Consider the following 22,061-nt stretch of genomic DNA (forward strand, 5'->3'; position numbering starts at 1 on the left):
GACAGGGGCTACTTCAATGCGCTGCGCAACGCGCCCGAATCGCTGAGGACTTAAAGCGGGGCCTCGCTGCGCTTTGGCTGTATCCCATGCATGACGCACTCGTGCCGCGCCTGGCGCTTGCCTGTGGGAGCGCACCCTGGGCGGGACAGCCACGCGGGGGTGTACCGCTCCGTTGGTTTGTCGCGCACAGGGTGCGCTCCCACAAAGAGCCGATCGATACYGGCYTGCGCGATCCCTTGTAGGAGCGCACTTGTGCGCGACCGCGGCGCTCGGATGTACCGCTCCGTCGGTTGGTCGCGCACAAGTGCGCTCCTACAAAAGACCTGCCCGACCCAGTAGCGCCTGGCGTTGTTCGGCTCTTGATGTGGCTCTTCGCCCTCGGGGTCCCCGTAACCCGCCCGCGCACCTGGAGGGCCGCAGGCCCGGAAGGCGCGTCATCCGGGGTGCCGTTTCTTTTGGTTACTTTCTTCTTTGGGCAAGCAAAGAAAAGTAACTCGGGCCGCGGCAGCGGCACGAAAGCCCGCGGCAGGCGAGCCAGATCGCGGGAACACGACAACCAAAACCGAGGCTCTGGATGACCAGCTGTTCGGCTGTTGAAGAGCGCTTCCGGCCTGCGCCGGTATGACGAGCAAGGACTGAGGCTCAGGATGCCCAGCTATTCGGCTGTTGAGGGGCAACCTCCGGCCCGTGCCAGGGCGCCAGGCAAAAGAAAACCGGCTAGTGCCGGCCACTTCCCCAGGCACACAAAAAAGCCGGCTTCCGCCGGCTTTCTCGCCAACCCGAGATTCAGGTAACGAAGCTGGCTTACGCCAGCTCGTGGATCTTTGCGTTGAGGCGGCTCTTATGGCGAGCAGCCTTGTTCTTGTGGATCAGGCCGCGGGCAGCGTAGCGGTCCATGACCGGCTGGGCAGCGGCAAAGGCTTCAACGGCGGCAGCCTTGTCCTTGGCCTCGATGGCCTTGACGACCTTCTTGAGGGCGGTGCGCACCATGGAACGGGCGCTGACATTGCGCAGGCGGCGCTGCTCGGACTGGCGCGCGCGCTTCTTCGCGGACTTGATGTTGGCCAAGGTAGAACTCCGAAATGAATTGCTGGGTTGGAAAAAGACGGCAAGTATGCGGCTAATGAGCCGTTGCGTCAACAGCTTAGCCGTTTGTCAAGGCGCTCCGCGGGGCGCCATGCCACCGCCATGGTGGCCAAGGGGAACGGTCGGCCTCGATTATGCCACGTCTGCGCTGTCATCTTTCCATTCGGGGCTGTCAAACTACGCGCCTTTCGCCGCCGGGGCAGAGGGGCTCCGGTGCGCAGCGCGTCTCACCAGCATAGGTACGGCCTCAAGGCATGAAGTCTCCCAGCATGTTCCGCGGGCTGCTGTCATTCAGCAGCATGACCATGATTTCACGCGTACTCGGGCTGGTCCGGGACATGTCGATCAATGCCACCTTCGGCGCCAATGCGGCCACCGATGCGTTCTGGGTGGCGTTCCGCATTCCCAACTTCATGCGCCGCCTGTTTGCCGAGGGCTCGTTCTCGACGGCCTTCGTGCCCGTTTTCACGGAAGTGAAAGAGAAGCGCAGCCATGAGGATCTGAAGCAGCTGATGTCACGCGTGTCCGGCACGCTGGGCGGGGTGCTGCTGGTGATTACGGCGCTCGGCGTGATTTTCGCGCCCCAGGTCGCTGCGCTGTTCTCGCAGGGTGCTGCCRACACGCCGGAAAAGTTCGCGCTGACGGCGCAGCTGCTGCGCCTGACGTTTCCGTTCCTGCTGTTCGTCTCGCTGACGGCACTGTGCGGCGGGGCGCTCAACAGTTTCCACAAGTTCGCCTTGCCGGCGCTCACCCCGGTGATCCTCAACCTCTGCATGATCGGCGGCGCGCTGTGGCTGTCGAAGTTCGTGCATCCGCCGATCATGGCGATGGGTTGGGCGATCCTGCTGGCGGGCCTGCTGCAGTTGCTGTTCCAGCTGCCGTCGCTGCGCGGACTGGACCTCCTGACGCTGCCGCGTTGGGGCTGGAGCCATCCGGATGTGCGCCGCATTCTTACGCTGATGGTGCCGACGCTGTTCGGCTCGTCGATTGCGCAGATCAATCTGTTGCTCGATACGGTGATCGCGGCGTATCTGATGACGGGTTCGCAAAGCTGGCTGTCGCAGGCCGACCGTTTCCTTGAATTGCCGCTGGGCCTGTTCGGCGTGGCGCTGGGCACGGTGATCCTGCCGTCGCTGTCGCGTCACCACGTGACCACCGACAAGGACGGTTTCTCCAAGGCGCTGGACTGGGGCTTGCGCATCACCTTGCTTATCGCCGTGCCGGCGATGTTTGCGCTGATGCTGCTGGCCAAGCCGCTGGTGGCCACCTTGTTCCAGCATGGCCAGTTCACGCCGTTCGATACGCGCATGGCGACGCTGTCGATCACGGCGCTCAGCTTCGGCCTGCCGGCATTCGCCTTGGTGAAAGTGGCGCTGCCTGCGTTCTATGCACGCCAGGACACCCGTACGCCGGTGCGCGCCGGCGTGGCCTCGCTGGTGGCGAACATGGTGCTCAATGTGATTTTTGTGGCGATGCTTTACGTGTTGTGGGCCACGCCGGCACAGCGCGAGCTGCCTCGGCTGGATGGCATTGCCGCGGTGCCGGGCCTGCACATGGCGCTGGGCATGGCCAGTGCGCTGGCGAGCTATATCAACCTGGGTCTGTTGTGGCACTGGTTGCGCAAGGCCGGCGTGTATCAGCGTCAGCCCGGATGGGCTCGTCACATGTTGCGGCTGGTGCTGGCATGCGCCGTGATGGTCGTCGTGCTGGTGGCAGGCATGTGGGTGTGGCCGGACTGGACCGAGGCGGGCAAGTGGACCCGCGCGTGGCACCTGGCCGTGCTGGTGGCGGCGGGCGGCGGCGCCTATGCCGTGACGCTGTTTGCGGCCGGGTTCCGCTTGCGCGAATTGCGTGGCGTCTGAGGCTTCGTTCGAGCCGAAACACCCAGCTTCAGCCGCTATACTCGCCCGATGATGAGACTTTCCAGGGATGTCGCCGGCCCCAGTCTGGCGCCCGGCGGCAGCGTCGTAGCCGTCGGCGCGTTCGACGGCCTGCACCGCGGTCACCAGGCCCTGCTTGCGCAGGTGCATGAACGCGCCGCCAAGCTTGGGCTCACGGCTATCGTGGTTAGCTTCGAGCCGTTGCCGCGCGCTTTTTTCTCACCGGAGCCGGTGGCCAGGCTGTCCAGCGTTCGCGAAAAACTGCGCGGGTTCGACGAAGCTGGCATGGGGCAGGTGCTCTTGTTGCGCTTCAATCGAGCCCTCACCTCTATGTCGGCGGAGGATTTCATTCGCCGCGTACTGGTGGACCGGCTGAACGCGCGCGAGGTGTGGGTAGGGGCGGATTTCCGCTTTGGCCATAAGCGCAGCGGCGACGTGGCGATGCTGGAGCGGGTGGGTCCCGAACTGGGATTCACCGCCCGCACCATGCCTTCGGTGCTGCTGGATGGCGCGCGGGTATCGGCCACGCGGGTCCGCATGCTGCTGGCAGCCGGCGAGTTTTCCGGCGCGGCGCCGCTGCTGGGCCGGCCGTTCGTGATCGAAGGCAAGGTGGAATACGGCAAGCAGTTGGGTCGCCAGTTGGGCTATCCCACCGCCAATATCCACCTGCGCGACCGCAGCAGCCCGGTACACGGCATTTTTGCGGTACGCGTGGGCCTTGGCGAGAGCGAGTGCAGCTGGCCCGGCGTGGCCAGCCTCGGCGTTCGTCCCACCGTGAACGAGGTGCCGGAGCCGCTGCTGGAAGTGCACTTGTTCGACTTCGAGGGCGATCTCTACGGCCAGCGCATGGCGGTGGAATTCGTCGCCAAGCTGCGCGATGAGCAGAAATTCGACAACCTGGACGAGTTGACCGTCCAGATGGCCAAAGACGCGCGCCAGGCCCGTGAGTTGCTGGGCATGAATCCGCGTCTCAGCGAGGCGTAACTGCCTCAAATCCGGTAACGTTGGCGCTTTCGCCGTGATGGTTGAAGCGCCGGCCCCAGGGCCATGGCGCTGCCGAGGCGACACCCGACAACCCGACGATCAGAGCATCCCCAGGCAATGACCCAGGATTACAAGAACACCATCAACCTACCGCAGACGGAATTCCCGATGCGCGGCGACCTSCCCAAGCGCGAGCCCAAGTGGCTGGCCGATTGGCAGCAGGTGGGCCGCTACGAGCAGATTCAGGAGCGCGCCGCCGGCCGCGACAAGGTGTTTGTACTGCATGACGGCCCGCCGTACGCGAACGGTGCGATCCACCTGGGTCATGCGGTGAACAAGGTGCTCAAGGACGTGGTGGTGAAGTCGCGCTTGCTGGCCGGCTTCCGCGCGCCCTACGTGCCTGGCTGGGATTGCCATGGTCTGCCGATCGAAGTGGCGATCGAAAAGAAATTCGGTCGCGTGGGCGACAAGCTCGACGCCGCTGCGTTCCGCCAGAAGTGCCGCGAGTACGCGCAGCAGCAGATTGATCTGCAGCGCACCGACTTCAAGCGCCTGGGCGTGCTGGGCGATTGGGAACACCCGTATCGCACGATGGACTTCAAGTACGAAGCGGACATGGTGCGTGCGCTGGCCAAGATCGTGGGCAACGGTCACGTCGTGCGCGGCGCCAAGCCGGTGTACTGGTGCTTCGATTGCGGTTCGGCGCTCGCCGAAGCGGAAATCGAATACGCCGACAAAGTCTCGCCGGCCGTTGACGTCGCTTATGACGCGGTCGACCCGAAAGCGCTGGCACAGAAGTTCGGTGTCGATGCGGGCGATGCCATTGTCGCCATTCCGATCTGGACCACCACGCCGTGGACGCTGCCGGAAAGCCTGGCGGTGTCGCTGGGTGGCGAACTCGAATACGCGCTGATCGAAGGTCCGGCGCGCGAGGGCCAGCGCGTGCTGCTGGTGATCGCCAGCGCGCTGGTCGAAAAGGCCGCGCATCGTTACGGCATCGAAGAGCCGAAGGTGCTCGGCCATGTGGCAGGGCAGACGCTGGAAGGCGTGCTGCTCAAGCATCCGTTCTATGCACGCGAAGTGCCGGTGTTGATTGGCGACCACGTGTCCGCCGAAGACGGTACCGGCGCCGTGCACACCTCGCCCGACCATGGCGTGGAAGACTTCGTCGTCTCGCGCAAGTACGGCATCGAAACGCTGAACTACACCGAGGCGCGCGGTACGTATCGTGCCGATACGCCGGCCGCGCTCGATGGCACCGTCATCGCGGGCAAGCATCTGTGGAAGGCCAACGACGAAATCGTCGAGCTGCTGCGTCGTCGCGGCGTGCTGCTGGCGTTCGCCAAGATCGAACACAGCTATCCGCATTGCTGGCGCCACAAGTCGCCGGTGATCTTCCGCACCACGCCACAGTGGTTCATCAGCATGGAGAAGGAAGGCCTGCGCAAGACCGCGCTCGATGCGATCAAGCAGGTGCGCTGGGTGCCGGGCTGGGGCGAAGAGCGCATCGCCGGCATGGTGGGCGATCGTCCCGACTGGTGCATCTCGCGTCAGCGCACCTGGGGCGTGCCGATCGCGCTGTTCATCAACAAGAGCACGCAGGAACCGCATCCCGATTCCGTCGCGTTGCTGGAACAAGTGGCCAAGCGCATCGAGCAGGGCGGTATCGACGCGTGGTACGCGCTCGATGCGGCCGAGCTGCTCGGCGATCAGGCGAAGGACTATGAAAAAGTCCTCGACGTGCTCGACGTGTGGTTCGATTCCGGCGCCAGCCACTTCACCGTGGTGGGACAGCGTCCCGAACTGCAGCAGGGCAATGCGAGCAGCTACAAGGTGATGTAYCTGGAAGGTTCGGATCAGCATCGCGGCTGGTTCCAGTCCTCCTTGCTCACCTCGTCGGCGATGTTCGCCAAGGCGCCGTACAACGACGTGCTCACCCATGGTTTCACCGTGGATGCGCAGGGTCGCAAGATGTCCAAGTCGATGGGCAACGGCATCGAGCCGCAGGACATCATGAAGAACCTGGGCGCGGACATCCTGCGCCTGTGGATCTGCTCGACCGATTACCGCAACGAGATGTCCTTGTCGGACGAAATCTTGAAGCGCGTATCGGATACGTATCGCCGCATCCGCAACACCGCGCGCTTCCTGCTCGGCAACCTCGACGGTTTCGATCCGGCCAAGCATCTGGTGCCGGTGGAAGAAAGCACGCTGCTCGACCAGTGGGTGGTGCAGCAGGCGTACGACGTGCAGCAGGCGGTGACGGCGGCATACGACCGCTACGATTTCCCGGAGATCGTCCAGCGCGTGCAGAACTTCTGCACCAACGAGCTGGGTGCGCTGTATCTGGATATCACCAAGGATCGGCTGTACACGATGCCGACCGAAAGCCATGGCCGCCGCAGCGCGCAGAGCGCGATGTACCGCATCGCCGAAGCGCTGGTGCGCTGGCTGGCGCCGGTGCTGACGTTCACGGCCGAAGAAATCTGGCAGCACATGCCGGGCAAGCGCAGCGAGAGCGTGCTGTTCGAAACCTGGTATGACGGTCTGGCAGCCACGCAGGGTTCGCCGGAGCAGCGTCGCTACTGGTCGGATCTGCTGGCGATCCGCGATACCGCGTCGCGCGTGCTCGAAGGCATGCGCAAGGCCGAGCAGATTGGCGCATCGCTGGAAGCGAAGGTGGCGATCCATGCCGATGCTGCCGTGGTTGCGCGCTATCAGCCGGCGGCGTCGGAACTGCGCTTCTTCTTTATCAGCTCGGATGTGCGCCTGGATCTGGCCGGTGGTCAGCCGGCGGACGCGGTGCTGACCGAGCTGGAAGGTGCGGACGTATGGGTGTCGGCAACGGTGAGCGACGCGGCCAAGTGCGTGCGTTGCTGGCAGCGTCGCGATGATGTCGGCACGCATGCGGCGCATCCGGAACTGTGCGATCGCTGCATCAGCAATGTGGAAGGGCCGGGCGAGAATCGTCGCTGGTTCTGACCTCAGTACGACACTTCTTCCTCTCCCCGGCGGGGAGAGGACCGAGGTGAGGGGCGGGTGCTCGCGGTATGGCTGAAAAATGCCGTGTCGCACGCTTCAACGCTCTCGCAAGATGGGCCCCTAACCCCAACCCTCTTCCCGCAGGGGAGAGGGAGTATCTGCGCAAGATTTGGCTACTCATGAAACCTAAACCCAACGCTCTCTCCTGGCTCGTGCTCTCCCTCGTCGTCATCGTGCTCGATCAACTGAGCAAATGGTGGGCGCTCTCGGCGTTGCAGCCAGCCGGAACCCCGCACCCGGTGATTCCCGGCTTCCTCAACTGGACGCTGGCATTCAACACCGGCGCAGCCTTCAGCTTCCTCGCCACGGGCGACGGCTGGCAGCGCTGGTTCTTCGTGCTGCTGGCGGTGGTGATCAGCGGCGTGCTGGTGGTGTGGCTGTCGCGCACGCCGCGCGGCGACTGGAAGACGGCGATGCCGCTGGGCCTGATCGTGGGTGGCGCCTTGGGCAACCTGATCGATCGCCTGCACGCCTCGCAGGTGACGGACTTCATCCACGTGTATTTCCGCGAGTGGAATTATCCGGTGTTCAATCTCGCCGACTGTGGGATCACTGTGGGCGCCGTGATGCTAGTGGTATTTGGCTTATTTCAGGGCAAGGCCAAGGCCTGACCCCGCCCTCACGTACGGTGGTACCGGCCGTGCGATAATGCCTACCAGTCAGTCTGCCAGGTCCGGAGCTTCCGTGGACATCCTGCTCGCCAATCCCCGTGGTTTTTGCGCTGGTGTGGATCGCGCCATTGCCATCGTCGAACGCGCGCTCGAATCCTATGGCGCCCCCATTTATGTGCGCCACGAAGTGGTGCACAACCGCTACGTGGTCGACAAGCTGCGCGCCGATGGCGCCGTGTTCGTCGAAGAACTGCACGAAGTGCCCGACGGCRCCACCGTGATCTTCAGCGCGCATGGCGTGTCCAAGGCTGTGCGCGAAGAAGCCGACCAGCGTGGCCTCAAGGTGTTCGACGCCACCTGTCCGCTGGTCACCAAGGTGCATATGGAAGTGGCGCGCCTGGGTCGCATCGGCCGCAGTGTCGTGCTGATCGGCCACGGTGGCCATCCCGAGGTCGAGGGCACCATGGGACAGTGGAATCCTGCCAATACGGGCGAGATCCTGCTGGTGGAATCGGTGGAATGCGTGGCCACGCTGGAGCCGAAGTTTCCGCACGAATTGTCGTACGTGACGCAGACCACACTGTCGGTGGACGACACCAAGGCGATCATCGAAGCGCTGCGCGCGAAATTCAGCGACATCGAAGGTCCGCGCAAGGACGACATCTGCTACGCCACTCAGAATCGTCAGGATGCCGTGCGCCGCCTGGCCGCCTCGGTGGATCTGATGCTGGTGGTGGGCTCGGTCAACAGCTCCAATTCCAACCGCCTGCGCGAACTGGCGGAGAAAGAGGGCGTGCGTTCCTTTCTTATCGACGGGGCGGAGCACATCGAGCGCAGCTGGCTCGACGGCGTCACCCACATCGGCCTCACCGCAGGCGCATCGGCGCCGGACAAGCTCGTGCGCGACGTGATCGCGCGCCTGCAATCGTGGGGCGCCGGCACGGTGCGCGAACTCGACGGCGAGCCGGAGACGATCACCTTCGCGCTCCCTAAGGAACTGCGTCTGGTCGGCGGCGTTTCCGCGAGTCTTTGAGCGCCGACATCTTGCGCGGTTCGGCTGCGCTCCGTAGAATTGGCGGTTCCTCGCCGGAATAGCTCAGTTGGTAGAGCGGCGCATTCGTAATGCGTAGGTCGTAGGTTCGATTCCTATTTCCGGCACCAGCATCAAGAAAAAGGGCCTGCGCAAGCGGGCCCTTTTTTTTGTTTCCCGCGAACGCCAACAGCAGCGCTCCGGTTCGGGCGCCATCTCGCTTGCGTAATAAATTGCGAGCCAGCGGCTTGCCTCGCTGATGCGACCATAACTGCTAGAACAGTTATATCTATATGATTCTATAAGGCTTGGACGAAAAAATGCGGCTCCGATCACAGGGCCCAAGCCTTCGTCTACCGCTCATCGGCAAGTTCTTACCGTCCATCACGAAAGAAGTTACGAAATGTTTTGTAGGCCCTAGGCTGAATCTCAAGTAGTCAGAAGGGGCTGACCATGTGCGTAAGAGCGATAGGGGGCGCCGGCAGCGGTGCCGGGCGTGCTCAAACCGGCTTCACGCTGGTCGAGTTGATGGTGACGCTTACGGTGATCGTGGTGTTGACCGCCATCGCCGTGCCGAGCTTTCGCAGCCTCACACTTTCCAATCGCCTGACCGCTTCGGCCAACGAGATCGTGGGCACCATCCAGGTAGCGCGGATGGAAGCGATCAAGCGCAACGCGCGCACACAGCTGTGCAGCAACTCCACCACCAGCAACGCTGCCGACGCCTTGGGCCAGGCCTGTGGAACAGCGCTGGGCGCTGTGGTGGCCACGACGGCGTCGGGTCCGGTGGTGGTGCGTGAGAGTCAGCTCGATCTGACCGGCTCGGTGATCGTGGCGGGCAACATGACGGCGCTGCGCTTCAACGCACAGGGCATCGCGCACGCCACCAGCAGTTCCGCCCCGTATGCAGGCCAGGTCATCGATATCTGTACACCGGCGCTGCGTGCCGAGAATCATCGGGTGATTCGAATGGTGGCCGGCTCGGTCGTGCAGACCGACACGACAACGACAGAGTGCTCCTCATGACGACGTATTGTTTTCGCATTCGCCGGCCTTGCCGTCGCGCCCATGAACCTGGCGCCGCGCGCGCGCAGCGTGGCGTTGGTCTCATCGAGGTCCTGGTGGCGGTGTTGCTGCTGTCCATTGCGTTCCTCGGCGTCGCGGCATTGCAGGCCAAGTCGCTGTCCACCAACAACAGTGCGATGGCGCGCAGCATGGCGACGATGGCCAGCTATTCCATCCTCGATGCGATGCGGGCTGACTACGACTTGGCTCGTTCGGGCGGCTACAACACCTCGTCGCCGATGAAGGCCAGTGCTTGCCCTGCTGCCGATACGACGGTCAAGAACACGCAGTTGAACGACTGGTGCGTGCAGCTGGGCCAGACGCTCGGCGCGAGCGACACCACGACGGGCAGCATCGCCTGCACCGGCACGCGGGGTGACTGCACGATCACCATCACCTTCGACGACAGCCGCGCCGGGAAGGGTGGGGCTAGCAACCAGACCGTCGTGACGAGGGGCATGCTATGACGCCGCGACTGCTCCGTTCTGCGATGTATCGTCGTCACGCCGTGCGCGGCTTCACGCTCATCGAGCTGATGGTGGCCATGCTGCTGGGCCTGGTCGTGATGGCTGGTGTCGGTAGCGTGTTTCTTTCCAACCAGCGTGTGTATCGCACCAATCGCGCGCTCAGCGATGTGCAGGACAACTCGCGCGCAGCGTTCGAGCTGCTGGCGCGGGACATCCGCAATGCAGGCCTGACCGCTTGCAGCAATAGTGGTCGCGTTGCCAACGTGCTCAATATCGGGCCGGTCAACGGCGGCACGACCTGGTGGGGCAACTGGTCCAATGCCGTGCGTGGATTCGAAGGCAACGACACCGATGTCGCCGCCGGCACCGGCGATGGCGATCGCATTGCAGGACAGGCCTCGCTGCAATTGCTCGGTGGCGAAGATGCGAGCTATAGCGTCGCGTCGCACGATCCCAGCACGGCGACGTTTGCATTGAACGAAGCCAGCACGGATCTGTCGGCAGGCGATGTATTCATCGTGTGCGACTACGATCACGCGGCCATCTTCCAGTCCAACAGCTATAGCGCCACGGCCAAGACCATCGGCCACGCAACCACCGGCGGCAATTGCTCGACCGGCCTGGGCTTTCCGACGTCTTGTGGCTCGGCCAACTTCTACACGTTTGGCGCCAACGCTTATGTCACGCGCCTGAATGTTTCGGACTGGTACGTCGGCAAGAATCCGGCCGGCACCCGGTCGCTGTATCGATTGGGCCGCGCGGGCGGCACACCGACACGCCAGGAAATGGTGCGTGGCGTGTCCGATATGCAGCTCAGCTATCACCAGAGCGATCTGGCGGGTACCCCGTTCGTCAAGGCCAATAACGTCACCAACTGGGGCAACGTGAATGCGGTTCGCGCCACGCTGACCATGCAGAGCGCCGACGATCGCGCGAGTACGAGCAATACCTCGCTGGTACGCAGCTTCACCGTGACCACCACTGTGCGCAACCGGGTGCTGTGAGATGAGTGCCATGATTCCTCAAGCGGTATTTCCCCAGAGCATCAACTCGAACCGGCGCATGCGCGTGATGCGGGCATCGCCCAGGCGCGAGCGAGGTGTCGTGCTGGTGGTGGCCTTGCTGCTGCTGGTGGTCGTGACCCTGGTCGGCTTTGCCGCCGTGCGCGGCACCATCATGCAGCAGAAGATGGCCGCCAATCATTACGACCGGCAGATCGCGTTCCAGAGCGCGGAGGCCGCGCTGCGTGCCGCGAAACTGCGAATCACCGGCAATCCCGGCGACATCGCGCGCAACTGCCGTACCGGTTCGAGCGCATGCCTGTCCAATCCGTTCAACGATCCGAATTTGCCGTCCGGCAGCATCCATGATGTTGCCGAGGGTACGGCGGATGGCCAGTTCACCAAGGCATCCGTGGCGGCCAGCCAGCCGCAGTACGTGATCGAAAACATGGGCAACTGGGCTGATCCGACTTCCGATACCGGTTTCGATCAGAGCGCCAATTCCTACAACTACGGCAACTCCGGCGGTTCGACCACGGCCGTCTACTACCGCATCACGGCGCGCAGCGGCGATCCGGCGGCGGTGGGCGATCGCGCGGTCGTGGTTTTGCAGGCCATCGTCAAGCAACGCTGAGTTTCATCGACGCGGCGCCGGTGGATCGTGCGCCGTTCACCTTCAGGGCGGATCGATATGAAAAATCATTCCAGCTTGCGCGCCCGCGCAGGCCGCTTCACGGGCAGGCTGCTGTCGGTCGGCCTCATGGTGCTGGCGCTTGGTGTGCTCTCCACGCCCAGCATGGCGGCGGTGACGGTGGACCAGCAGCCGTTGATCATCCAGAAATCGCTGCCGCCCAACATCGTGCTGATGTTCGACGATTCCGGCTCCATGGCCTGGGATTTCATGCCCGATGCGAAGTTCCTGCCCGGTGCAACGACCAACAACGGCGTCACGCTGGTGGATCTCGATGCACTGCGCTATTCGGGCAACAACGGCACCTACTACAACCCGGGCGTGACCTATACGCCGCCGGTGAAGGCCGATGGCACGAAGTACACCACGCCCACTGGCATCGATAGCGCCTTCGTCGATGGCTTTCGCAGCGCCACCACCACGGATGTGACGCAGTACGCGTCCGATAGCTTCTGCGATTACAACAACGTCAGTTCGCGCAACTGTACGAGCGGAAACAGCACGTCTTACCACTACTTCAAGTACTACTCGGTCATCACGACGACATCGAACAACACCAGCACTTACGCGGCCACCCCCACGTGCAGCGGTAGCGATACGCTGGTGAAGGACGGCAGCGCCAATAACGGCCTGTGCAAGCGAACCAGTGGTGGCAACACGACCTATCGAAACCCCTCCACCACCGGTTGCACGAGTCCCGACACCTATCTGCCGGCCAGCCTGCTGTGCCAGAAAATCACCCAGGTCACCACCAATACCAATCTGTTTACCTATACCGTGCCGGGAAGCAACGGAACCTATACGCGCAAATACATCGGCAAGACCGGCGCCTGCACGGCCGCGAGCCTTACCTCGGCGACCTGCGACGACAGTACGACGGCGCAGCAGAACGTGGCCAACTGGTTCTCGTATTTCCGCACGCGCATCCTGATGGCCAAGAGCGGCCTGATGAACTCGTTCTCGGGACTGGATACCACTTTCCGCGTGGGCTTTGGCTCGATCGACGGCAACAACGACTCCAAGTTGCCCACGGGCCAGACCAGCAAGAACAACTTCAATATCGCCAACGTGAAGCCCTTCGTGGATCAGAAGACTGCGTTCTGGACGTGGCTTGAGGGTGAGACTGCCAACAACGGCACGCCGTTGCGTTCGGCGCTTGATGCGGTGGGTCAGTACTACAAGACCGATCAGCCCTGGGGCTCGATGAGCAGCGACCCGGACTATGGCACCGCCAGCGGCAACACCGAACTGGCCTGCCGCCAGTCCTACACCATCCTCACCACCGACGGTTTCTGGAACGGCGCCGCGGCATCCGCCACCATCGGTGATGCCGACAGCACCGCGAAGACCAACTCGGGCGGCAACAGCCAGTCGTACACGTTCACTGCCGCCAAGCCGTACAGGGATGGCGTGTCCAACACGCTGGCCGACGTGGCGATGTACTACTGGGTCAACGATCTGCGCACGARTACGTCCAACGAAGTGCCGGTGAACAACGAGGATCCGGCCTTCTGGCAGCACATGACCACCTTCACGCTGGGCCTTGGCTTTACGCCCACCGGCATCACGCCGGCGGGAACGACCGTGGACCAGATCTTTACCTGGGCGCGCGGTGGTACCGCCATCAATGGTTTTGCGTGGCCTGCGACCAGCTCCGACAGCATCAACAATATTGCCGACCTGGCGCACGCGGCGGTGAATGGTCACGGCGGCTTCTATTCCGCGACCAGCCCCGAAGCATTCACCAGCGGCCTGAAGGATGCACTCAAGCGCGCAACGGAGCGTGTAGGTACGGGCGCCAGCCTGGCCGCCAACTCCACGCAGTTGAAGACGGGCACGGTTGCCTACCAGGCCAACTACTACACGGCGAAGTGGAAAGGCGATCTCAAGGCGCTGTCGATCAATGCCAACTCCGGCGCGATCGCGACCAATCCCGATTGGACGGCAGCGGCAGCGTTGCCGGCCTATGCCGATCGCAAGGTGTACAGCTACAACGCATCCGCTGTGTCGCCGAACACGCCGGTGTTCCAGTTCAATGCGGCCAACGTCGGCATGTTGTCCGGCACCCAGCAGGCCGCGTTGGGGGCGACCAGCGCCGCGCAACAAATCCTGATCAATTACCTGTTGGGCGATACCTCGCAGGAGCAGCGCAATGGTGGAACGTTGCGCAACCGCGACACCCCCCTGGGTGACATCGTCAACTCCCAGCCGGTTTACGTGGGTGCGCCCAACGCCAACCAGTTTGTTGGCAAGAGCTTTACCGGCTCCAGCACGTTTGCCAGTTATGCGGCGGGCAAGGCCAGCCAGGCCGGTCGCATCCTTGTTGCGGCCAACGACGGCATGCTGCACGCCTTCAATGGCAGCACCGGCGCCGAGGTGTATGCGTATCTGCCGTCGGCGGTGATCACCAGCAACCTCAAGCAGATTGCGGACCCCGGCTACGGCGGCACCGACGTCGCCCACCAGTACTTCAACGATGGTGAGTTGACGGTGGCCGACGTTTACTACGGCAGCCCCGGTGCGTGGCATACCGTGGCGGTGGGAACTACCGGTCGCGGTCTGGCCAAGGCGGTGTATGCGCTCGATGTGACCGATCCGGACGTCTTCAAATTGCTGTGGGAGCGCTCCGCGTCCGACGGCCTCACAAACAGCAGCTATATCGGTCAGATGAACGGCAAGCCGGTCGTCGCGCAGACCGCCAATGGCTCGTGGTCGGTGTTGATCGGCAATGGCTACAACAGCAGCAATGGCACGGCGGCGTTGTTGCAGTTCGGCATCACCGATGGTGCGCTGACGGTGCATACCACCAGCGATCCGGCTACCGGCAACGGCCTGGCGGCGCCGGGCGTATGGATCGGCAATGCCGCCAACGGCATCAGCACGGTGGCTTATGCGGGCGATGCCAAGGGGCAGGTGTGGAAATTTGGCCTCAACGACGGCACCGCGGCCACGCCCAGCAGCATTGGTACGTTGGTATTCACGGCCACCGACGCGGGTGGCACCGCGCAGCCCATCACGGCGGGCATGTTGATGGGGCGTGATCCGGCCACCAGCAATCTGTGGCTGTTCTTCGGCACGGGCAAATACCTCGCGTCGGGAGATCTCAACAGCACGGCCACCCAGACGTGGTACGGCCTGATCGTGCAGGCGAGCACCGACACCGTCGTAACCAACCTGGTGTCCCAAGGTCGAACGGCACTCGTGCAGCGCCAGATCCTGGCCGAGTCGGCCGGTGATTCTGCAGCCACGCCGCCGGTGTCGCCGGGACGTGCCATCACGGCCAAGCCGAGCACCAGCGATATGGGCGACAAGTCCGGCTGGTACATGGACCTGACTTCGCCCAGCAACGGCGCCGAGGGCGAGCGCATCGTGACGCCCAATCAGTTCCAGGGCAGCCTGTTGCTGGGCACGACGCGTATCCCGCAGGCGACCGACGCGTGCAACCCCTCGGGTCGCGGCTGGATCATGGCGCTCGACCCGTTCAGTGGTGCCGCGGCCAGCACCAGTTTCTTCGATCTCAATGGCAACGGTGCGATCAACGACGCCGACGGGGTCAGGTCGGGCAACAACACGCTCACCAACAGCGGCATCGGTTTCAACTCGCTGCCGAACAACCCGATCTTCGTGGGCGGCGTGATGCTGGTCAGCTTCGACAACGGCTCGAACGGCAGCGTCTATACCGCCGGTTCGCAGGGAGATTTCAGTCGCGTGTCATGGCGCGAACTGGTCAACCCCTGAGCGACATTCCATGCGAATGAGGAGAGCACGCCCCATGTTTGATCAACAGCATTCCAGCGCCAGCGTTCGTCACCATCATTTTGAACGGGGCTTCACCCTGATCGAAATGATGGTGGTGGTGGCGATCATCGCCATACTCTCCGCCATCGCCTGGCCGTCGTATCTGAAGCACGTGGCCAAGACCAACCGCGTCGCCGCGCAAGGCTGCTTGTCCGAGTACGCCAATTACATGGAGCGCTACTACACCAGCAATCTGCGTTACGACCAGACGCCCGCCGGTGTCGCCAACGCCGACCCGCATCTGGACTGCCAGTCGCAGATCGCCCGCAATTACACCCTCGCGCCGGCCAGCACATCGACGTCGTTCACCATCACGGCGACGCCTACCACGGTGCAGCTCAATCGCGATGCGGTATGCGGCACGCTGACGCTCAACCATCGCGGCGCTCGCACGCCTGGCGTGGCAGGCTGCTGGTAAACGGATTGGGATCGAACAAGGCCGCCGCAGGGCGGCCTTGCTTCATGTGGCGGACGGTTCGGCGCCCGACCAGCGCAGGTGCAAGCCGGAATGGCGGTGCACCGGTTGCTCCACCGCCTGGCGAACGATGGCAGCGGGTGCGAGCAGGCTGAACCGGCGGCGTGCACGCGTGATGCCGGTATAGAGCAGTTCGCGCGTCAGCACGGCGCTGGCTTCGGCCGGCAGTACCAAGGCCGCATGCTCGAACTCCGACCCCTGCGACTTGTGCACCGTCATGGCATAGACGGTTTCCCGTTCGCCCAGACGCGACGGCAGTACAAAGCGAAGGCGGGTACTGCCGTCGTCCGCCGCACCGGCCACTTCGAAGGCAACGCGCAGATGCAGTACGCCATGTTCATCGGGAACACGCAGGGCAATGCCCACGTCGCCATTCATCAGGCCCAGGCTGTAGTCGTTGCGTGTCATCAGTACGGGCCGACCCTCGTACCACTCGTGGCTGCTGTCGATCAGCTGCTGCTGATGCAGCAACTGGACAATCTGGCGATTGAGCCCTTCGGTGCCAAACGGTCCATGGCGTAGCGCGCACAACAGCTGAAAGCTGCCGAAGGCGCGCAGCACGCCACGGGCCCATGCATCGTAAGCGGCTGGGTCGGCAATAGGCGACGGCCGTTCGCGATGCATCCACTGGAGGTAGTGGCGATAGCCTTGTGGTTGTCGATCATTCCGCTGCGCCAGGAACTGCGCCTCACCACCATTGAGCACCAGCTCGGCGAGCGAGCGCGCATCGGCCGCCGCATCGATCCATGCGATATCCGTGTGCTGTCCGGCAAGCAGCGTATGCACGCGCGCGGCATGGCCTTCGTTGACTTGTTGGGCGAGGCTGCCGATACCACTGTCAGCACCGAAGCGATGGCTATGGCGAAGCATGGCGACATGCTGGTCGAGCGCGCGTGCGTCGTCGCGCACCCAGGCTTCGATGCCGTCGCCGGTGGTCTCGCGCAGCCATTGCGCCGTGGCTGCGCTGTAGTGGCCAAGGTCCGCGCGTCGGCACAGATCGCCAAGGACTGCGCCGGCCTCCACCGATGAAAGCTGGTCCTTGTCGCCTAGCAGCACGAGGCGCGCCTCGTCGGGCAGGGCGGCGAGTACAGCGGACATCATCTCCAGGTCGATCATCGACGCTTCGTCGATCACCAACACGTCCAGGTGGAGCGGATGACTGCGGTCGTGACGGAAGCGTCGCGTATCCGGGCGCGCGCCAAGCAGCCGATGCAGCGTATCCACCTGGCTGGGAATGCTGGCGCGAACGTCGCTGTCGACATCCAGCTGAGCGATCTGCGTGCTGATGGATGACTGCAATCGCGCGGCGGCCTTGCCGGTGGGAGCGGCCAGACGGATGCGCAGCGAGCGGCCAGTGTCCTTGCGATGCAGCGTCTGCAGCAGACCCAGCAGACGCACGACGGTAGTGGTCTTGCCCGTGCCAGGGCCACCGGTGATCACGGTAAAGGCGCCACGCGCGGCGAGTGCACAGGCGACGCGTTGCCAGTCCGGCGTGTCGGTGGCGGCGGTGGGGAACAGGCGCGCGAGCTGGCTGGCCAGCAAGGGTGGCGTGTCATGCACGCGGGCGAGCCGCTGGCCGATCGCCTCGGCGACGCGCTGTTCGTGATTCCAGTAGCGACGCAGGTAGACGCGGCTGCCATCGAGCACCAGGGGTGAGGCAGACGGTGCGGCATCGTCCGATGAAGCGATCAGGGCGGAGATCCCCAGCGCGGGCGATGCCGCTGCAAGCTCAGCCAGCACCGTACGCCATGCATCAGGCCAGCCGGCGTCATCGGCGAGCGACGCCCACGCCGACAGATCCAGACACAGATGGCCATCGGCCTGTTGCCGGCTCACCAGAGCGCCGAGCAGTGGCAGGGCAGCGGGCGCCTGCGGATCCTGCGCAGCGAGAAAACTCGCGAAGGCTACATCCAGTGGGCGCAGCCATCCTCGCTCGATGGCCAGCTCCATGGCGGGCAGGGACGCGTCATGCGGCATGGGCGTGCTCCCCGCTGGCGAACAAGCGATCCAGGGCATCGATCAAGGCCTTCGGCAATCGCTCTACGTGGACGCCGTGCCCGGCGCCATCCACGCCGCGAAGATAGAGATAGGCCACGCCGCCCATATGGCGCTCGTAGTCGTAGCCGGGCAGCCGCGCGCGCAGTTGTCGATGCAGGGCCAAGGTGTACAAGGCGTACTGCAGGTCGTAGCGCTCGCGCAGGATCGAATCGCGCATGGCTTCAGCGGTGTACGCGCTGGCGTCGCTACCGAGCTTGTTGGATTTGTAGTCGATCACGTAGTAGCGACCCTGCTGCTCCACCACCAGGTCGATAAACCCCTTGAGCAGGCCGTTGATGCGATCGGCCAGCAGGCTCAGGCGAGGGCGGGCGTCCAGCGTGTGGGCCGTGACCAGACGATCCAGCGCGAGCGTGTCGACGTGCGTCGCCTCGAACCAGAATTCCAGTTCGGCATAGTGGCTGGTCATCTGCGATAGCGAAGCGTGGCTGCCGTCGGGCAACGCCAGGGGCGTGCGCAGCAGCCCGGCCATCCATGTCGTGAGCATGGGGATATGCGCCTGCCAGCCGCGACGTTGGCAGCGTCGTGCGATTTCCTTTTCCAGGGCCGGGAGATCGTCGGCTGCTTCGGCAAAGCCTTCATCGGCCGCCCATTCCAGCAGGTCGTGCAGGAAAGTGCCGGCTTCGGCGCCGGCATGGAATGCATGGATGCCTTGCGCCGCGAGGGAAGGCGTTGCCGGGAGCTCGAGCAGTTCGGCGCTGGCTTCGATCAGCGTGTCCTGCGATGCGGTCTCGGGTACGGGCGCGCGCGTCTCTTCGCTTTCGGCGTACTTCAATCCGCTATAACTGGCCACGCGCCAGCGCTCGACCGGGGCGCCCTCATAGACGCGCGCTTCCCACAGCGGCAGGACGTCGTCCTGCGTGGCGGGCAGCGGGTGCGTGCCAGAGTTGCCGAGCACGCGTATCTCCACGTCGCCTTCCGTGCCCTGCAGTGCCTGCAGGCGCGCCATCAGATCGGCGGGTTCGATCTTTGCGCCACCAGCCAGCACATAGCCGAACGCGGCTTGATGCAAGGTCGACGCCTTGCTGTTGCCCGAACGCGTACAGGCCACGCCCATCCAGCAGGCGTACTGCGCGCGGGTGAGGGCGACATAGAGCAGGCGCAGGTCTTCCTGCAGACGCTCGCGATCGGCCAGCTTGAGTGCATCGTCGCTGGCGCGCAGGTCCATGCGCCGTTCGCCGGCGTCGTCGTGCCAGGTGAAACTGTCGTCGGCCTTCAGCTCGCGCGCGGAACAAATGAAAGGCAGCAAGACCAGGGGATATTCCAGGCCCTTGGATTTGTGGATGGTCACCACCTTGATCAGCGCAGCCTCGCTTTCGAGGCGCACGATTTGTTCKTCGGCGGTCTCCGACTGCGGATCGCTCGCAGTCGCCATCTGTGCCGCGAGATAGCGAATCAGCGCATGCTCGCCATCCAGCGTCGCTGCGGCATGCTGCAGCAGTTCCGCGAGATGCAGCAGGTTGGTCAGCGCGCGTTCGCCGTCGGGACGCGCGAGGAGGCGCGCTGGCAGGTCGAAGGCATGCAGCAGGTCATGCAGCATCGCCAGTACGCCGTGGCGTTGCCAGGTAGCGTGCAATTGGCGGAAACGATCGCCGCAGGCTTCCCAGTGCTGCTCGTCCAGGTTGAGGCGATCGAGCTCTTCGTCGCTCTGGCCCAGCGTCGGCGTGGCCAGCGCGGCGCGCATGGCGCGATCGGAGCCTGGTTCCGCGCAGGCACGCAGCCAGCGCAGCAGATCGGCGGCCTCGGGTGAGGCATAGACCGAGTCGCGGTCGGATAGATACACGCTCTTGAGCCCACGCCGCTGCATCTCCTGGCGCACCTTGGCCGCTTCGGAGCCGCGGCGCACCAGGATGGCGATGTCGCCCGGTTGCAGCGGACGGAAACCGCCATCGGCATTGCGAAAACCGCAGCGGCCTTCCTGTGCAGCGGCGAGCAAATCCACCAGATAGCTCGCGGCGTGGCGGGCCATCACATCGGTATAGGCCGAGCCACTGAGGGCATCATCGCCGGGCTGCACTGCGAGCTGCATCGGCGGCAACGGTTGGTCGTCCAGCATCAGACTATCGCTGCGACCGCGAGCACCCACCGGAAGAAATGGCAAGGCATCGCGGCCACGGCCGAAGGCGAACGCGCCGTCCTCGTGGTCATCGGCGAACTCGAACACGCGGTTCACGGCGCGCACCAGCGGCTCGGTGGAACGGTAATTGGTGCCCAGCGTCCACATCGGCTGCTGGGCGCTGCCGCGCGCACGCAGATAGGTGTGGATATCCGCACCACGGAAGCCGTAGATGGCCTGCTTGGGATCGCCGATCAGCAGCAGTCCGGTGGTGTCGCGGCGCGCATACACGCGATGAAAGATGCGCCACTGCAGCGGATCGGTGTCCTGGAACTCATCGATCAAGGCCATCGGATACTGCGTGGCAATCGTGTCCGCCAGGCGTTTGCCGGTATGGCCGTGCAGTGCGCTGTCGAGTCGCTTGAGCATGTCGTCGAAGCCCAGCTGTGCGCGGCGCTGCTTGGTTTCCTCCAGCTTGGCCGCGACCCAGCGCGTGGCGTGCGCCAGCACCGGGGCGCGCCATGGCGCCACCAATCCCAGCGTTTCCACGCACGCTTCGATGGCATCGAAGGCGGCGTGGCGCAGCGCGTCGGCGTTCTTGTTCTTCGCCGCGACAAGCGCGGACTGCGTGTAGCGTGGCAGAGTGGCCGAGGCATCCGCGCCGCCGCTCGCCCAGGACCGCAGCAGGGCAAGCTCGTCGATCACCTTGTCGCGGCGCATCTTGTTGCCATTCAGTGCGCCGGCATCGAGTGCGCGCACGAACATCGCTTCGATGTCATCCGCGGCAGCCAGCCAGCATTCGCGTGCACGCGACTCGGCGGCGACCACGTCGCCTGCATGCTTGCGGAACGCGTCGAGCACATGCGCGGGATCGGGCAAGGGCTTGCCATCGAGGCGCAAGCTTTCAGGCGGCTGGCGCAGCAGCGGACGCAGGTCGGTCTGGAGATCGGCAGGCGCTTTCCACCAGCGCGACACCAGCGCGGCGCCGGCACGATCCAGTGGAAAGAAATGGCAGCGCCAGTAGTCGCGCACGATGTCGGCGAGCAAAGCGCTTTCGTCGGTGTCCGTGTCCTGCTCGAAGGCATGGCCGCTATCAAAGGCGTGCTGTCCCAGCATGCGCTGGCACCACGCGTGGATGGTATGGATGGCCGATTCGTCCATCCATTGCGCCGCCAGGTCGAGCTGGCGGGCGGCGCGGGCGCGCTCATCACCATCGGCATAGACGGCCATCAAGTCGCGCAGGAAGTCGTCGGGTTCGCGGCGCCCGCGAAACGCTTCGGCCGCTTCGCCCAGGCGCTCGCGTATGCGTTCGCGCAGCTCGGCGGTGGCGGCCTTGGTGAAGGTCAGCACCAGGATCTGCGCCGGCAGCAAGGTCTTGCCTTCGGGCGTGCCATGGCCCAACACCAGCCGCAGATAGAGCGCGGCGATGGTCCAGGTCTTGCCGGTGCCGGCACTGGCTTCGATCAGCTGGATGCCGTGCAGGGGCAATTGCAATGGTTGGAGTGGCGCGGTCGTGGTCATGCGTCCGCGCCGTTGGTGATGGCCGCGATCATCGGCTGGTAGAGAGCGAGCCAGTGGTGGAAGCCACCGGCCTCCAGCGCGTCGTAGCGTGGCCATGCGCGCGCGAGATAGGGGTCTTCCTGCACTTCGCCAACGCCGCCAAATCCGCTGCCTTCATAGGCAAGCTGGGCCAACTTGCGCGCCTTTTCGGGATCGCTGCCGTTCTGCAGCCAGGCAAACGCCGTCTTGCGCGCCACCGGCAACGGCATGCGCATGCCTTCGCGCAGACACGAGAGCAGGGCGTTGAGGCACATCACGGC

The 22,061-nt window shown here is 64.2% G+C and carries 15 protein-coding genes and 1 tRNA gene; 12 read left to right on the forward strand and 4 right to left on the reverse strand.

The features are described 5' to 3' along the window. Positions 1–804: 804 nt before the first annotated feature. A complete protein-coding gene (rpsT, locus tag AC1DMG_RS09635) occupies positions 805–1,068 on the reverse strand; it encodes a 30S ribosomal protein S20 (protein WP_008213299.1) in 264 nt (87 codons plus the stop codon). A gap of 272 nt (positions 1,069–1,340) precedes the next feature. Here rpsT and murJ point away from each other — a divergent pair, with 272 nt between their 5' ends. The 12 genes from murJ to AC1DMG_RS09695 all read left to right on the forward strand — a co-directional run bounded on the left by murJ (position 1,341) and on the right by AC1DMG_RS09695 (position 16,073). After that, positions 1,341–2,948 carry a murein biosynthesis integral membrane protein MurJ gene (gene murJ / locus AC1DMG_RS09640; RefSeq protein ID WP_477180461.1) on the forward strand — a complete coding sequence of 536 codons (1,608 nt, stop codon included), beginning with the start codon at positions 1,341–1,343 and terminating at the stop codon, positions 2,946–2,948. A gap of 48 nt (positions 2,949–2,996) precedes the next feature. Beyond that, positions 2,997–3,950 carry a bifunctional riboflavin kinase/FAD synthetase gene (locus AC1DMG_RS09645; RefSeq protein ID WP_477176385.1) on the forward strand — a complete coding sequence of 318 codons (954 nt, stop codon included), beginning with the start codon at positions 2,997–2,999 and terminating at the stop codon, positions 3,948–3,950. 117 nt (positions 3,951–4,067) lie between these two features. Then, complete coding sequence (gene ileS, locus AC1DMG_RS09650) at positions 4,068–6,932, forward strand: isoleucine--tRNA ligase (RefSeq protein ID WP_477176386.1); 2,865 nt, start codon at positions 4,068–4,070, stop codon at positions 6,930–6,932. Positions 6,933–7,111: 179 nt separating this feature from the next. Continuing rightward, a complete protein-coding gene (gene lspA / locus AC1DMG_RS09655) occupies positions 7,112–7,603 on the forward strand; it encodes a signal peptidase II (protein WP_477176387.1) in 492 nt (163 codons plus the stop codon). Between the two features lie 73 nt (positions 7,604–7,676). Further along, complete coding sequence (ispH, locus tag AC1DMG_RS09660; RefSeq protein ID WP_477180462.1) at positions 7,677–8,636, forward strand: 4-hydroxy-3-methylbut-2-enyl diphosphate reductase; 960 nt, start codon at positions 7,677–7,679, stop codon at positions 8,634–8,636. Positions 8,637–8,688: 52 nt separating this feature from the next. Next, a tRNA-Thr gene (locus AC1DMG_RS09665) sits at positions 8,689–8,764 on the forward strand. A gap of 322 nt (positions 8,765–9,086) precedes the next feature. Next, on the forward strand, positions 9,087–9,659 hold the full coding sequence (locus AC1DMG_RS09670; protein WP_441603586.1) for a GspH/FimT family pseudopilin: 573 nt from the start codon (positions 9,087–9,089) through the stop codon (positions 9,657–9,659). Continuing rightward, positions 9,656–10,165 (forward strand): type IV pilus modification protein PilV, encoded by a 510-nt coding sequence (gene pilV, locus AC1DMG_RS09675; RefSeq protein ID WP_477176388.1) that lies wholly within the window; start codon positions 9,656–9,658, stop codon positions 10,163–10,165. The genes AC1DMG_RS09670 and pilV overlap by 4 nt, the downstream gene beginning before the upstream one ends. Then, on the forward strand, positions 10,162–11,169 hold the full coding sequence (locus AC1DMG_RS09680) for a PilW family protein (protein ID WP_477176389.1): 1,008 nt from the start codon (positions 10,162–10,164) through the stop codon (positions 11,167–11,169). Before pilV ends, AC1DMG_RS09680 begins: the two co-directional genes overlap by 4 nt. Before the next feature lies 1 nt (position 11,170). Further along, a complete protein-coding gene (locus tag AC1DMG_RS09685) occupies positions 11,171–11,800 on the forward strand; it encodes a pilus assembly PilX family protein (protein WP_477180463.1) in 630 nt (209 codons plus the stop codon). Positions 11,801–11,857: 57 nt separating this feature from the next. After that, complete coding sequence (locus AC1DMG_RS09690; protein ID WP_477180464.1) at positions 11,858–15,595, forward strand: pilus assembly protein; 3,738 nt, start codon at positions 11,858–11,860, stop codon at positions 15,593–15,595. A 34-nt stretch (positions 15,596–15,629) separates the two neighbouring features. Next, entirely contained in the window at positions 15,630–16,073 is a 444-nt protein-coding gene (locus AC1DMG_RS09695) for a type IV pilin protein (protein WP_477176392.1), read from the forward strand. 42 nt (positions 16,074–16,115) lie between these two features. On the opposite strand, the gene recD is transcribed toward AC1DMG_RS09695, so the two are convergent. The 3 genes from recD to AC1DMG_RS09710 form a co-directional block, all read right to left on the reverse strand. Continuing rightward, entirely contained in the window at positions 16,116–18,107 is a 1,992-nt protein-coding gene (gene recD / locus AC1DMG_RS09700) for an exodeoxyribonuclease V subunit alpha (protein ID WP_477176393.1), read from the reverse strand. Then, positions 18,097–21,762: an exodeoxyribonuclease V subunit beta gene (gene recB / locus AC1DMG_RS09705; protein ID WP_477180465.1), complete on the reverse strand. Its 3,666-nt coding sequence runs from the start codon at positions 21,760–21,762 to the stop codon at positions 18,097–18,099. Before recB ends, recD begins: the two co-directional genes overlap by 11 nt. Beyond that, positions 21,759–22,061: hypothetical protein (locus tag AC1DMG_RS09710; protein WP_477180466.1), on the reverse strand; the 303-nt coding region annotated here is incomplete at its 5' end. The genes AC1DMG_RS09710 and recB, both read right to left, overlap by 4 nt.

The organism is Dyella sp. 01N36 (assembly GCF_056399745.1).

Coding starts and splice junctions, on each gene's coding strand:
- AC1DMG_RS09680 (WP_477176389.1), top strand. CDS start 10,162: ATGACGCCGCGACTGCTCCGTTCTGCGATGTATCGTCGTCACGCCGTG.
- AC1DMG_RS09670 (WP_441603586.1), top strand. CDS start 9,087: ATGTGCGTAAGAGCGATAGGGGGCGCCGGCAGCGGTGCCGGGCGTGCT.
- AC1DMG_RS09685 (WP_477180463.1), top strand. CDS start 11,171: ATGAGTGCCATGATTCCTCAAGCGGTATTTCCCCAGAGCATCAACTCG.
- AC1DMG_RS09645 (WP_477176385.1), top strand. CDS start 2,997: ATGATGAGACTTTCCAGGGATGTCGCCGGCCCCAGTCTGGCGCCCGGC.
- recD (WP_477176393.1), bottom strand. CDS start 18,107: ATGCCGCATGACGCGTCCCTGCCCGCCATGGAGCTGGCCATCGAGCGA.
- pilV (WP_477176388.1), top strand. CDS start 9,656: ATGACGACGTATTGTTTTCGCATTCGCCGGCCTTGCCGTCGCGCCCAT.
- AC1DMG_RS09695 (WP_477176392.1), top strand. CDS start 15,630: ATGTTTGATCAACAGCATTCCAGCGCCAGCGTTCGTCACCATCATTTT.
- lspA (WP_477176387.1), top strand. CDS start 7,112: ATGAAACCTAAACCCAACGCTCTCTCCTGGCTCGTGCTCTCCCTCGTC.